General features: G+C 63.5%; 13 protein-coding genes and 1 pseudogene. 11 read left to right on the forward strand and 3 right to left on the reverse strand.

Annotated elements, in window-relative coordinates:
* The first annotated feature begins 122 nt into the window (after nucleotides 1–122).
* On the forward strand, nucleotides 123–848 hold the full coding sequence (locus tag ACSFBM_RS00375) for a Crp/Fnr family transcriptional regulator (protein WP_435482626.1): 726 nt from the start codon (nucleotides 123–125) through the stop codon (nucleotides 846–848).
* A gap of 19 nt (nucleotides 849–867) precedes the next feature.
* Here ACSFBM_RS00375 and ACSFBM_RS00380 read toward each other — a convergent pair whose 3' ends face one another.
* Nucleotides 868–1,722, reverse strand: coding sequence for a DUF6279 family lipoprotein (locus ACSFBM_RS00380; RefSeq protein WP_435482627.1), 855 nt, complete (start codon nucleotides 1,720–1,722; stop codon nucleotides 868–870).
* A 31-nt stretch (nucleotides 1,723–1,753) separates the two neighbouring features.
* On the opposite strand from ACSFBM_RS00380, the gene glmU reads away from it, so the two are divergent.
* Nucleotides 1,754–3,190 (forward strand): bifunctional UDP-N-acetylglucosamine diphosphorylase/glucosamine-1-phosphate N-acetyltransferase GlmU, encoded by a 1,437-nt coding sequence (gene glmU, locus ACSFBM_RS00385; RefSeq protein ID WP_435482628.1) that lies wholly within the window; start codon nucleotides 1,754–1,756, stop codon nucleotides 3,188–3,190.
* Nucleotides 3,191–3,199: 9 nt separating this feature from the next.
* Here glmU and ACSFBM_RS00390 read toward each other — a convergent pair whose 3' ends face one another.
* A complete protein-coding gene (locus ACSFBM_RS00390; RefSeq protein WP_435482629.1) occupies nucleotides 3,200–3,691 on the reverse strand; it encodes an Lrp/AsnC family transcriptional regulator in 492 nt (163 codons plus the stop codon).
* Between the two features lie 138 nt (nucleotides 3,692–3,829).
* Here ACSFBM_RS00390 and glmS point away from each other — a divergent pair, with 138 nt between their 5' ends.
* From glmS to ACSFBM_RS00415, 5 genes are all read left to right on the forward strand, one after another.
* The gene (gene glmS / locus ACSFBM_RS00395; RefSeq protein ID WP_435482630.1) at nucleotides 3,830–5,719 is read left to right on the forward strand and encodes a glutamine--fructose-6-phosphate transaminase (isomerizing); all 1,890 of its coding nucleotides are present in this window, start codon (nucleotides 3,830–3,832) and stop codon (nucleotides 5,717–5,719) included.
* A gap of 556 nt (nucleotides 5,720–6,275) precedes the next feature.
* Nucleotides 6,276–6,773, forward strand: coding sequence for an HAD domain-containing protein (locus ACSFBM_RS00400; RefSeq protein ID WP_435482631.1), 498 nt, complete (start codon nucleotides 6,276–6,278; stop codon nucleotides 6,771–6,773).
* The gene (locus ACSFBM_RS00405; protein ID WP_435482632.1) at nucleotides 6,770–7,738 is read left to right on the forward strand and encodes a metallophosphoesterase; all 969 of its coding nucleotides are present in this window, start codon (nucleotides 6,770–6,772) and stop codon (nucleotides 7,736–7,738) included. The genes ACSFBM_RS00400 and ACSFBM_RS00405 overlap by 4 nt, the downstream gene beginning before the upstream one ends.
* Before the next feature lie 31 nt (nucleotides 7,739–7,769).
* Nucleotides 7,770–8,222: an HAD domain-containing protein gene (locus ACSFBM_RS00410; RefSeq protein ID WP_435482633.1), complete on the forward strand. Its 453-nt coding sequence runs from the start codon at nucleotides 7,770–7,772 to the stop codon at nucleotides 8,220–8,222.
* Nucleotides 8,219–9,049: a metallophosphoesterase gene (locus ACSFBM_RS00415; protein WP_435482634.1), complete on the forward strand. Its 831-nt coding sequence runs from the start codon at nucleotides 8,219–8,221 to the stop codon at nucleotides 9,047–9,049. The genes ACSFBM_RS00410 and ACSFBM_RS00415 overlap by 4 nt, the downstream gene beginning before the upstream one ends.
* A gap of 201 nt (nucleotides 9,050–9,250) precedes the next feature.
* Here the strand turns inward: ACSFBM_RS00415 and ACSFBM_RS00420 are convergent, their stop codons facing one another.
* Entirely contained in the window at nucleotides 9,251–9,622 is a 372-nt protein-coding gene (locus ACSFBM_RS00420) for a hypothetical protein (RefSeq protein WP_435482635.1), read from the reverse strand.
* A 278-nt stretch (nucleotides 9,623–9,900) separates the two neighbouring features.
* Here ACSFBM_RS00420 and ACSFBM_RS00425 point away from each other — a divergent pair.
* The 4 genes and pseudogenes from ACSFBM_RS00425 to ACSFBM_RS00440 all read left to right on the forward strand — a co-directional run.
* A pseudogene (locus ACSFBM_RS00425) lies at nucleotides 9,901–10,134 on the forward strand (IS3 family transposase); the annotation flags it as partial.
* Nucleotides 10,135–10,279: 145 nt separating this feature from the next.
* Entirely contained in the window at nucleotides 10,280–10,576 is a 297-nt protein-coding gene (locus tag ACSFBM_RS00430) for a DUF4031 domain-containing protein (RefSeq protein ID WP_435482636.1), read from the forward strand.
* Nucleotides 10,577–10,591: 15 nt separating this feature from the next.
* Nucleotides 10,592–11,605 (forward strand): thymidylate synthase, encoded by a 1,014-nt coding sequence (locus tag ACSFBM_RS00435; protein ID WP_435482637.1) that lies wholly within the window; start codon nucleotides 10,592–10,594, stop codon nucleotides 11,603–11,605.
* On the forward strand, nucleotides 11,602–12,525 hold the full coding sequence (locus tag ACSFBM_RS00440; RefSeq protein ID WP_435482638.1) for an alpha-glutamyl/putrescinyl thymine pyrophosphorylase clade 3 protein: 924 nt from the start codon (nucleotides 11,602–11,604) through the stop codon (nucleotides 12,523–12,525). Before ACSFBM_RS00435 ends, ACSFBM_RS00440 begins: the two co-directional genes overlap by 4 nt.
* Nucleotide 12,526 lies beyond the last annotated feature (1 nt).

The raw sequence follows: 12,526 nt of genomic DNA on the forward strand, positions 1-12,526 counted from the left end.
GAATCGGAGCGCAGTCTAGGTACCCCGTCGACGCGGCGAAATGTAAAAAGACACAGCCAAAACGCCTATAGTGGGGCGTGAAGTTCGAGGACTACCCTGCCGCTGCCCCGCCACCCCAGGGGGTGAATCCGTGCGACGACTGCGCGTTGCGCAAGCTGGAAGCTTTTCTTCCGTCGTCCGAGGAAGAACTCAAGACCATCCAGTCGTTTCGCGCCGGCGCCCGGCGCATCGAAGCGGGTGGATCGATCATCGACGAGCACCGCAGCAGCCCGCTGCTCTTCACCCTCTATTCGGGCTGGGCTTTCCGCTACAAGACGCTGAGCGACGGCCGCCGGCAGATATTGAGTTTTCTGCTGCCCGGCGACTTCATCGGCCTGCAGGACGAGTTCGCCGACGGCCAGACGCATGGCGTCGAGGCCGTGACCGACGTCACGCTGTGCGCTTTTTCGCGCGACCGGCTCTGGGGCCTGTTCCACGCCCAACCCAAGCTCGGCTACGACATCACCTGGCTCGCCGCGCGCGAGGAAAAGCTGGTGGACGACAACCTCGTCACCGCCGGACGGCGCAACGCCAGCGAGCGCGTGGCCATGCTGCTGATGCAGTTGTACCGCCGCGCCGAGCGCGTGGGCATGGTGCGCGACGGGTGGGTGGAGTTTCCGTTCAACCAGCAGCACATTGCCGACGCGCTGGGGCTGTCGCTGGTGCACACCAACAAGACGCTGCGGCGGCTGCAGCGCCTGGGGCTCTACAAGATCGACACGGGCTGGCTGCGCATCCTGGAGCCGCACGCGCTCGAAACGCTGGGCGACTACTTCGAGCGCCCGATGCGCCCGACCCCTCTCATCTGACGTCGGCGCCCCGGGCGGCTCAGCGCGCCGCCACCAGCTGGCGCAGGTCGTCCTGGTACGCCTGCAGCCGGCGCACCGCCTGTGCGCGCTGGCTTGCCGTGGCGCCGTTGTGCAGCGCGGCCGTGTTGCGGCAGCCTTCCTCCAGCAAGGCCTGCTGCTGGTCGCGCCAGGGGCCGGGCGGCGGCTCGGCGATGCGTTGGATGTAGCCGTGCAGCGCGGCGCGCGCCTCGTCCGACGAGGGCTTGCCGGCGACGAAGCCGTGCAGCAGCACCAGCGCCTCCTGCTGGCGCTTGCGGCGCTCGGCGTCCGCCAGCCGCGGGTCGAACACCGACTGCGCCACCTGCGCTTTCAGCAGGTCGCGCTGTTCCGGGTTCAGTCGTCCGTAGAAGTCCTCGGCGCGGTCCAGGAACTGGTCGTAGCGCTTCTCGTGCACCTGCGCCGGGGTGCGGTCCAGCCAGTCCTTGCGGAAGTCGGCGTTGTTCTTGGCGTACTTGCGCTCCAGCTGCTGCAACTGGGCGCCGGTCAGGCTCAGCGCCAGTTCGGTGCCGGCGGGCTCGGCGCGCTCGGTCACGGCCAGCAGGCGCTCGCGGATGCGCTCGGCCATGGCGCAGACCTGCTCGGGCGTCACTTCGCCGGGTGCCAGCGCTTGCGCGTCCTGCAGCAGCGCGGCCAGGCGCGGCAGCTCGTTCTGGCGGTGCCAGGCCAGCAACTGCGCGAGCTCGTCGCGCACCTTCGGGGTCTGCTCGCTGTCGAAATCCAGATAGCCGTCGAGCCACCAGTAGCTCACCGTGGGCAGGTTGTTGTAGGCCAGCTTGATCGCGCTGCAGGCGCCCAGGGCCGCGGCCAACAGCAGCACGCCGATAATTCGCGCCACTGCAGCGCAACGAAATCGGGAAGAAAAACACATGAATCAGACTCCGCAACAAGACAACCAGGGGCCGGTCGACGTCGTCATCATGGCGGCCGGCAAGGGCACGCGCATGAAGAGCAAGCTGCCCAAAGTGTTGCATCGATTGGGAGGCCGTGCATTGCTGGCCCATGTGGCCGGCACCGCCGCGCGCATCGGCGCACGCGACGTGGTGTTCGTGACCGGGCACGGCGCGGCGGAGGTGGAGGCCGCCATGGCCGCGTTCGCGGCGGGCATGACGGGCATCACGCAGCGCTTTGCGCGCCAGGAGCCGCAGCTGGGCACCGGCCATGCGGTGCAGCAGGCCGCGCCGCTGCTGGCGGACGACGGCACGGTGGTCGTGCTGTCGGGCGACGTGCCGCTGATCGGCGAAGAGACCCTGCGCGCGCTCATCGCGGCCAGCGCCGGCGACCGCCTGGCGCTGCTGACCATCGAGTTCGACGACCCGAGCGGCTATGGCCGCGTGATCCGTTCGGCCGCCGGTGGCGAAGTGACCGCCGTTGTCGAGCACAAGGACGCCAGCGAAGCCCAGCGCGCCGTGCGCGAGATCTACAGCGGCGTGATGGCCGTGCCCGCGCGACTGCTCAAGGGCTGGCTCGCGCGGCTGGACAACAAGAACGTGCAGGGCGAGTACTACCTGACCGACGTGGTGAAGTTCGCCGCCGCCGACGGCGTGCCCGTGGTGGCGCACATCACCACCGACGCGCTGCAGGTGGCCGGCATCAACAGCCCGGCCCAGCTCGCGGCGCTCGAGCGCGCCTGGCAACTGCGCCAGGCCGACGCGCTGATGTCGCAGGGCGTGCGCCTGGCCGACCCGGCGCGCTTCGACCTGCGCGGCACGCTGGACTGCGGCACCGACGTGGAGATCGACGTCAACTGCATCTTCGAAGGCGCGGTGTCGCTGGGCGAAGGTGTGCGCATCGGCGCGAACTGCGTCATTGCCAATGCGCGCATCGAAGCGGGCGCGGTGATCCACCCGTTCACCCACATCGAAGGCGAGAAGGCCGGCGTGAGCGTGGGCGCTGGCGCGCTCATCGGCCCGTTCGCGCGCTTGCGGCCGGGCGCGCAACTGGGTGCCGAGGTGCACATCGGCAATTTCGTCGAGGTGAAGAATTCGACGCTGGCCGCTGGCGCCAAGGCCAACCACCTGGCCTACCTGGGCGACGCGACCGTGGGCGAGCGCGTGAACTACGGCGCGGGCAGCATCACCGCCAACTACGACGGCGCCAACAAGCACCGCACCGTGATCGGCGACGACGTGCACGTGGGCAGCAACTGCGTGCTGGTGGCCCCCATCACCATCGGCGCGGGCGGCACCATCGGCGGCGGGTCGACCATCAACAAGTCGACCGAGCCGGGCGCGCTGACCGTGGCGCGGGGCAAGCAGGTGAGCTTTGCCAACTGGAAACGACCGCAGAAGAAGCCCAAGGCCTGACGACGGCCTTCAGGCCCCGGGTGCCAGCGGCAGCCGGGGCTCGAACTTCGCCCGCTTCAGGCTGAAGAAGGCCTTCACATTGCGCACGTTCGCATCCGCCGTGAACAGGCGCTGCGTGAGCGCCCCGTAGTCCGGCATGTCGCGCGCCGCGACCACCAGCACGAAGTCCGGCCCCGGCGACACACGCCAGCACTGCTGCACCGCGTCGTCGGCGATCACGCGGGTTTCGAAGGCGTCGAGCGAGGCCGCGTCCTGCCGGTCCAGCGAAATTTCGACCACCGCCTGCAAACCGTGGCCCAGCACTGCGGCGAGCCGGTCGGGCGACAGCAGCGCCACCTGGCGCTCGATCAAGCCGAGTTCACGCAGGCGCTGCACGCGGCGCAGGCAGGTCGGTGGCGAGATGCCGATGTCCGAGGCCAGGCGCTGGTTGGTGTGCGAGGCATCGCGCTGCAGCGCGTCGAGCAGGCGCAGGTCGGTTGAATCGAGGGAGATTGATTCCATATACGAATAAATTATGGAATAAAAATCCAATGAAGCGAAATGAAGAAATAAAAGTCCGAAAACAATCGAACTAAGAAAACATATTTCTTCTCTGTCTACCTACCATTCAGTCTCTTCTTCATTCAAAGGCAGCTCACCATGTGCGGCATCGTCGGGGCAGCGTCCCATCGCAACATCGTTCCGGTCCTGGTCCAGGGCCTTCAGCGGCTCGAGTACCGCGGCTATGACTCGTGCGGCGTGGCGGTGCATGCCGGCGGCCTGACCCGGGCGCGCACCACCTCGCGCGTGGCCGACCTCGTGGCGCAGGTGCACGACGACAAGGTCGAAGGCCTCACCGGCATTGCCCACACGCGCTGGGCCACGCACGGCGCGCCGGTCGTGCACAACGCGCACCCGCACTTCAGCCACGGCCCCGGCGCCGATGCGCAAGGCGTGCGCCCCGGGCGCATCGCGCTCGTGCACAACGGCATCATCGAAAACCACGAACCCCTGCGCGCCGCGCTCGAAGCCAAGGGCTATGTGTTCGAGAGCCAGACCGACACCGAGGTCATCGCCCACCTGGTCGACAGCCTCTACGACGGCGACCTGTTCGAGGCCGTGAAAGCCGCCGTGCTGCAACTGCACGGCGCCTACGCCATTGCCGTGATCTGCCGCGACGAACCGCAGCGCGTGGTCGGTGCGCGCGCGGGCTCGCCGCTGATCCTGGGTGCGGGCAAGGACGGCGCGGAGAACTTCCTCGCCAGCGACGCCATGGCCCTGGCCGGCGTGACCGACCAGATCGTCTACCTGGAAGAGGGCGACGTGGTCGACCTGCAGCCGGGCAAGTACTGGATCGTCGACAAGAACCACAAGCCGCTGTCCGCGGAACAGCGCCCGGTGCGCACCGTGCACGCCCACAGCGGCGCGGCCGAACTGGGCCCGTACCGGCACTACATGCAGAAGGAAATCTTCGAGCAGCCGCGCGCCATCGGCGACACGCTCGAGGGCGTGGAGGGCATCGTGCCCGAGCTGTTCGACGGCATCGGGCAGGACGGTGCCACGGGGGCGAGCGCGCACCGCGTGTTCCAGGACATCGACAAGATCCTCATCCTGGCCTGCGGCACCAGCTACTACAGCGGCTGCACCGCCAAGTACTGGCTCGAAGGCATCGCGAAGATCTCCACCCAGGTCGAGATCGCCAGCGAGTACCGCTACCGCGACTCCGTGCCCGACCCCAAGACGCTGGTCGTCACCATCAGCCAGTCGGGCGAAACCGCCGACACGCTGGCCGCCCTGAAGCACGCGCGATCGCTCGGCATGGAACAGACCCTGACCATCTGCAACGTGGCCACCAGCGCGATGGTGCGCGAGTGCAAGCTGGCGTACATCACGCGCGCCGGCGTGGAAATCGGCGTGGCGTCGACCAAGGCCTTCACCACGCAGCTGGCGGGCCTGTTCCTGCTCACGCTCGCCGTTGCGCAGGCCAAGGGCCATTTGAGCGATGCCGACGAGGCGCGCTACCTGAAGGAGATGCGCCACCTGCCGGTCGCGCTGCAGTCGGTACTGGCGCTGGAGCCGCAGATCATCGGCTGGGCCGAGGACTTCGCACGCAAGGAGAACGCGCTGTTCCTGGGTCGCGGCCTGCACTACCCGATTGCGCTCGAAGGTGCGCTCAAGCTCAAGGAAGTGACCTACATCCACGCCGAGGCCTACGCCGCCGGCGAACTCAAGCACGGCCCGCTCGCGCTGGTGACGAGCGAGATGCCCGTGGTGGCCGTGGCGCCCAACGACGCGCTGCTCGAAAAGCTCAAGAGCAACCTGCAGGAGGTGCGCGCGCGCGGCGGTGTTCTGTATGTGCTGGCCGACGGCGACACGCAGATCAGGAGCAGCGAAGGGCTGCACGTGATCCGCATGCCCGAGCACTACGGTGCGCTCTCGCCGATCCTGCATGTGGTGCCGCTGCAGCTGCTGGCGTATCACACGGCGTGTGCGCGCGGGACCGATGTGGACAAGCCGCGCAACCTGGCGAAGAGTGTGACGGTGGAGTGAGTTCGACAATGCGGGTTTCCAGCTAATCTCACCTAATAAAGTCGTAAACATTCAAATAGAGTCGTAAACGGGGCAATAGAGTCGTATACCCCTCATAAAGCAAGCAGGAGGGGCTAGTTGCGTGTTGCTTGACTGCAGTGCCTACAGCTAAGATCGACTTGTTAGTTCACCTCTAACTTTTACGAATACCCCATGTTCAAGCTCTCGGCCACCACCGCCAAATGCGTCTGCATCGATGCAGGTGTGGTTATGCGCGTGGTGATTCGCTCGGGATGTTCAGGCCAGTCGGCGAACCGAATAGCAGTGGTGGCATCGCCTCTTCTCGCCATCGTTCCACAGTCTTAAGGAGCTGACATTTTTGGCTCCATCTAGGAGCCCAGAATGTTCAGCCGAATCAGTTTTCTCCTCCTCTCTCCCTTGGGCACGCCGCCCAAATTGATGTTCCTTGGCGACTCGGCCGTAGTCAGGAAATCAAGCGGCTCAATCCCACGCAGATCGCCGACCTCTATAAGACACCACTGTTTCTGCCGGGGGTGAGGTCTCAATGGTGAAAGCGATGCCGATCCACGACGCCCCCGGCCGCGCCGGTGACTCCAGCGATCTGCTGTTCCTGGATGTAGACGGTGTTCTTCATCCTGTCGGCGCGGACTACTCGTTCAGCAGCAGCAGCTTCTTCAGTCATTTGCCGCGGCTGGAAGAGCTCCTGCGCGAGTTCAGGTCTGTCGATATCGTCATCTCGTCGGATTGGCGACTGGCCGAAAGCATCGAGCAACTGCAACAGTATTTCAGCGATGACATCCGGCACCGGATCATCGGAGCGACGCCGCAGATTGACCCAAGTGTCGTCGTCCGACATCAACGCCAGTTAGAGATCCAGGCCTGGCTCGACGGAAACGGCTGCCATGACGCAGAGTGGGTCGCACTTGACGATTGGCCCTCGAGCTTCGACGCAGGCTTCGAACGGCTCGTGCTCACCGATCCCAAGCGTGCGTTCGATCAAGACAGCTTCCAGGAACTGCGCTCGCACTTCCTGCGGTTCGCGGCTGGCCGATGAACCGCCAGTCGGCACATGAAATGACACCTCTCATCCCGTCGGGCCTCCACGCGCGATCCGCACATCAACAGTCGAAGCCCAAGCTGATGTTCTTCGGCGACCCGCACGGCGACCTCGATCCGGTGATCGCCGCGGTCGAGCACTTTCAGCCTGAGGCGATCGTGCTGCTGGGCGACATCCAGGCGCGCCGACCTCTGCACGACGAGCTAAGGCCGATCCTGGATGTAACCGAGATCTGGTTCATCCACGGGAACCACGACACGGACTCCGACGCCGACTACGACAACCTGTGGGGATCAGAGCTCGCCACCCGCAACCTGCACGGCCGCATCGTCGAGATCGCCGGGTACAAGGTCGCAGGCCTGGGCGGCATCTTCCGCAGCAAGATCTGGGACCCGCGGCGACCGATCGAGGAGGCGGCGTTCCAGTCGAGCGACGCCATGCGCCGTACCATGAAGCGCGAGGAACGGTGGCGCGACGGTATCTCCCGCAAGCACCGATCCTCCATCTTCCTGGATGAGTACCAGCGGTTGCTGCGGAGCGGACCCGCCGACATCCTGGCGACGCACGAGGCGCCGTCGGCCCATCCACACGGCTGGAAGGCGATCGACGAACTCGCCGTGAAGCTCGGCGTCCATTTGGTGGTCCACGGTCATCTTCACCGAAGCGTTGATTATCTCGGCGAAGGCCTGATGCCTGCCACGGCGCCGTTCCGGGCCTTCGGCGTCGACATGGGCTCGCATCTGGCGTGGCCGCGCAGTCCCCAGGAGGAGGCTGGGTTGGAAAGCCCGCCACAGGACTTACTGAATCTCGCGACCCAAGTGTTCGGCGCAGCAACCCAAGCTTGGTTGAACAAGCCGCACGAACTGCTTGATGGTCAAACGCCGGCGGCGTTTGCTTTCGGGGGCGGCGCTGACAAAGTGCGATCGATCCTGATCGCGATTCAACACGGCGGTGTCGTATGAGGGCTGGTGGATATGGGCTAGGAGATTCAAGGTGATCCTGTTCCTCGACTTCGACGGCGTGCTTCATCCGGAGGGGGAAGATCACATCCTCAATGGCGGCGCCGATTTCTGCTTCCTGCCGCGACTGGAGGCACTGCTGCGCGAGTTCCCACACGTGAAGATCGTGATCAGTTCATCATGGCGCGAGCAGCTTCTCTACCGAAGCTTGCTGAAACCGTTCTCCAGCGACATCCGGGCGCGCATCCTTGGAGCCACGCCTCATTCGGGCTTTGGCCTTCCGCCGCCGTACAAGAAGCGCGAAGGAGAGATCCTCGCGTGGCTCCAGATCCACGATGCGGTTGGCGAGCCCTGGGTCGCGCTCGACGATGCCTACTGGCAGTTCGCTTGCTGCAAGGACCATCTGGTGGTGTGCGGCTCGTTCACCGGCTTCGACGACAAGGCCAGTGCCGAGCTTCGCGCTCGCTTTGAAGGGGCATCCCAATGAAAGTACTGGTTCTTTCCGACCTCCACCTCGAGTTCGCACCGTTCGAGCCGATGCCAGATCTCGAATTCGACGTCGTTATCCTCGCCGGCGACATTCATTCACCGGCCAAGCGCGCCGTCCAATGGGCGGCGGATCGCTTTCGCGGCAAGCCCGTGATCTACCTCCTCGGTAACCACGAGTACTACGACGGACGGTTGGACACAACACTGGCCGAAGCGCGCCGCGAAGCCGCGGGCAGCAATGTCCATTTGCTCGACGGTGACGAGCTGGTGATCGACGGCGTACGCTTCCTCGGTGCAACGTTGTGGACCGACTTCGAACTCGCCATCGAGACCCCTGAAGGTCCGGTCAGCGATGTCCGGCGTGCCATGAAGATGGCGACCAACCTGCTGAACGACTACGCACTGATCCGCACGGTCGACGAGTCGGCGGAGCCCAATACTTGGCGCTACAAGCAGGGAAGAAAGCTCCAAGCGGCCGACACGCTGCGGATTCACCAGGCACAGCGAGCCTGGCTGCGGGAGAAGCTTTCGGAACCGTTCGCCGGACCGACGGTGGTCGTAACGCACCATGCACCTCATCGCGGATCGCTCGCAGAGCGCTACGCCGATGACTGGGCTTCGGGTGCGTTTGTGAACGAGCTTCCGGATACGTTCTTCGACGTACCAGTGCTCTGGGTGCATGGTCACACGCATCAACAGTTCGACTATCGAGTCCGTTCTTGTCGAGTCGTTTCCAACCCGCGCGGCTACGTGAACTGGAGCGGCAGGATCGAGAACAAAGAGTTCGATCCAAGCTTGATCATCGATCTCGAGTATTCCATCTAGCCCATCGATACAACCGAGGTTAGCGGCTTGGGTGGTTGCTGTGGAGTCTGCCCTGCAAGACGTCAGCCGAGTCACAAGGGGCGGGCGATTGGACCCGGTAAGAACTGCCCAGCTGTTGGCTGCGGTTGAAATAGCGCGCAAACAATGCGAGCAGATGGACTGCATCGCTCGCGTAGCAGCGGCCAAGTTGTGATGGTCGACTCAGCCGGACGGAGGTGCAAGTTCGTCGCGTAGCGCGTTTCGTTGGTCAATCACGTTCGTCAGGTTCTCGTGAAAGAGATCCACGTCCGGCATTCGGACGCCGAGCCAGCCAAGCCCGGGGTGACGGAGGTTCAGAACCAAGCTGCCATCGAGCTGAATCGACCACTGCCAAGCGGCCCCATCGACCTGTGGCGGGTCCTTGATGAGCACGGGCAGCGTCTCAGAAAAAGCCGGCTCCATCGTCTTCCTGGTTTCTGCCAGGACGCGGATGAGTCGGTCGAAGGTTTCGGCCAGTGGGATCTCTCCGCTGGTAGACCAACTCGCGATGTCCGTGCCGCTCTCGTGAGTCATCTCGACTGTCATCAGCTTCATGGTCAGGGCCTCTCAAGTGCGGTGAGCTCAGTGCAGATTCGAACGTCCGATCCTGCGCCTAGATGCCCGCGGCAGCTTAGCCCGACGCGACCTGCTACTTTGACGTGGGTGGGCTTCCGTTGCCGGTAAGCAAACAGCCATCCCATCTTGACGAAGCGATAGCACCCCGGCCGGCGGGCTAGACTTCGGCTGTCGGCCACAACCGGTCAGTCGTACCGTTGAGCAAAACCCGGTCGTGAGGAGACCCTTGATCTATGAACCCCACTCCGCGGGACACCCGCTCGATGTCTCGCAAGGCATGCTCACCTGATAGCGCAGCTTGCGAAGGCTTCTTCGGTCGGCTGAAGAACGAGCTGTTCTATCCTCGAGACTGGAAGAACGCCACCATTGAGTAATTCATCGAGGCGGTCGACTCGTAGTACATCCGCTGGTACAACGAGAAGCGGATCAAGATCTCTCTTGGCTCTCTCAGCCCTATCGAATACCGGGTGAACCTTGGACTTGCGGCATAAAACCAGTCCAAGTTTTTATCCGCACCCCCGGAGGGTCAATTTTCGGCCGGCGCCAACAGGCCTCCACCATCGCGACCCCTGGGAAAGTTCGGCTGACGCATTTAGCTTCAGATGCTAGATTCCGCCACGAGGGAGAAAGCAAAGAGTGGTTTATGTCGACGATGCCGAAGTCCTGAAGCACGGTTATGCGTGGTTTCACCTTATGGCGGATAGCATCCAGGAGCTGCATGAATTTGCAGCTGGTATCGGCGTATCTGCGCGCGCCTTCCATCGCGGTGCTCGACACCCCCATTACGACGTCACAGCTGCCCAACGCCGGCGCGCGCTTCAACACGGCGCTGCCGCGATCTCCGCTCGAGACGCTGTGCAGATCGGTCGGCGGGCGGCGGAGCCGGCCCGCCAAGCCGCTCTCGATACACCCCAGCTCTGTCTTTTCATCTGAAGCCGGGAGCCCGTCGTGTACCTTGCAGCCGACTCCCTCGACGATTTGCTAATCAAGGTATACAAACAGATCCTCGCGCGTGGCACTGCCATAGAGCCATCCAAAGGTCCGGCACGGGAAATCAGTGGCATGCTCCTAAAACTCTCAGCGCCGAGGGTTCGCCTCAGCAGGTCTGAATCGCGAGGCCTGTTGTTTAGCTGCCTGGGCGAGCTGCTCTGGATACTCGCCGGCACCAAACGGCTGGATTTCATCCAGCACTACATCCCTAGTTACCACGAGTTCTCCGATGACAGGAAAACCATCTTCGGCGCGTATGGCCCGCGCCTGTTCGGTAAGTCGCCAAATGACCAGGTCCACCGCGTCATCAAGCTGTTGGGGGAGAAGCGCGACTCAAGACAAGCCGTCTTGCAGCTGTTCGACCGTACCGACACACTGGTGCCCCACCGCGACATACCTTGCACCTGTACGCTCCAGTTCCTCGTCCGTGACGGCCGGCTGCACTTGTTGACGTCCATGCGCTCCAACGACGCCTGGCTGGGCCTACCCCACGATGTGTTCACGTTCACCATGCTTCAGGAGCTGGTCTCCCGGTCGTTGGGCATCGAGCTGGGCGAATACAAGCACGCCGTCGGCAGCTTGCATCTGTACGACGAGCATCACGACAAAGCACTCCGATTCTTGAACGAAGGCTGGCAGACACATCGCCCGATGCCTCCGATGCCAAAGGGAGATCCCTGGGCCGCCGTGAAGAGCCTCCTCGAATTCGAGAAGAAGGTGCGCATCGACGGGGGCGACATACCTGTCCCCCACGACACCATGGACACGTACTGGGCAGACTTGGCCACGTTGCTGGCGATCTACAAGGCTGGTCTCGCACCGAACAACCAGCCTGAGATAAAGCGGCTGAAGCGACGCATCCAAGACGACGTCTACTCGACGTACATCAAGAGGCGCTACAAGCTCACCCCCGAGAAAGAACAGTTGTCGTTCTTCGATGAAGAGGCAACCCCGACGAAGGAACCAACATGAAAGGCCCCGAGAAGGAACAGCGCAGAGAAGAACTCGAGGCAAAACTGATGGAGTTTCACAAGGACGAGATGCCGTTGACGGGCATCGTCCCCGTGGAGAACCTTTGGGCCTTCGTGGGCCAGCTTATTGACAGCCTTCAGCGAGTCGAATACGTTCAAAAAGTACGAGCGAGACCCATCAACCCATCACGTGTCGACCCTAAAAGCGACATGTTCGACCCCATCAGAGCCGCGATGCTCACAGCGGCGAATGGACAGCGGGAAGAAGCCTTCTGGCTGGTGTTTCTGGCCACCCACTGCGGTCGGAACCTGCGCACCGAATGGATGCTGGCGCGAGAGCTGTACGGCGCGCACGAAGACACTCCCTGGACCTGGGCGCGAGTCGTCGTTGACCCGAAGGCCTATAGCGAGTGGCTCGAGTACAACCGCGCCGATTTCAAGGGCAAGTTCGGTAACCACCGCAAGTACGAGTCGCTCAAGCAGGGCGCGCGCGGCACGGGGGTTGTCGTTAGGACCTATGTCGAATGGATCAACGCCAATAGCTCGCATGACAAGATGATTGCGGACGCTCTGGCCCAGGCCGAGGGCAACTCTCGACTTGCGTTTGCACTGCTCTACGACTCGATGGCCGCCGTCATGAGCTTCGGAAGAACAGGACGCTTCGACTACCTCACGATGCTCGCAAAGGTCGGCCTCGCGGCTATAGACGCCAACTCGACTTACATGAACGAAGCCACCGGCCCAAAGAAGGGCGCGCGCCTTCTGTTCGACGGACAGATCGACTCGAACACAGGCGCTCGGATCCTCGAGTCGCGCGTAGCCGTCCTCGAGAAACACCTCGGCGTTGGAATGCAAGTCATGGAGGACGCCATGTGCAACTGGCAGAAGAGCCCCGGCAAGTACCTTCCATTCCGCGGGTAGT

The sequence above is a fragment of the Variovorax pasteuri genome, assembly GCF_051216435.1.
In the GTDB taxonomy this organism is placed as follows: Bacteria; Pseudomonadota; Gammaproteobacteria; order Burkholderiales; family Burkholderiaceae_C; genus Variovorax.